Annotated in this window: 1 protein-coding gene; it reads right to left on the reverse strand. The window is 35.0% G+C overall.

Annotation, left to right across the window (positions count from 1 at the left end; translation table 11 throughout):
- Positions 1-277 (reverse strand): hypothetical protein (locus tag AAEY97_RS21205; RefSeq protein WP_351001321.1); only part of this gene is annotated, 277 nt, incomplete at both ends.

Here is a 277-nt window from a genome sequence, read left to right on the forward strand (position 1 = left end):
GACATCTTTAGTTGTGCAAAGTTTATTGTGCTTCCAGTCATCGCCCAATTCAACAGTGCGATCTGATACAAGACTTTTCTGGGCAACTAAACATGTGTGTTTTTTTGATTGTTGGTGCTGTAAAGCATATAGACCTGCTTGATAAAATGCATCTTGGTGTCGAAACGTAGAATTATTTTCTGTTAATTCAGTAAGCAGCTCTATTTCATTTTGCGGATTTAGCGTTAAAGGATCTAATCCAACGGAAAATCTTAAATTAGTTATAGTTTTTTGATTG

Origin of the sequence: Shewanella sp. TB7-MNA-CIBAN-0143 (assembly GCF_040310065.1) — a bacterium.
Classification (GTDB): domain Bacteria; phylum Pseudomonadota; class Gammaproteobacteria; order Enterobacterales; family Shewanellaceae; genus Shewanella.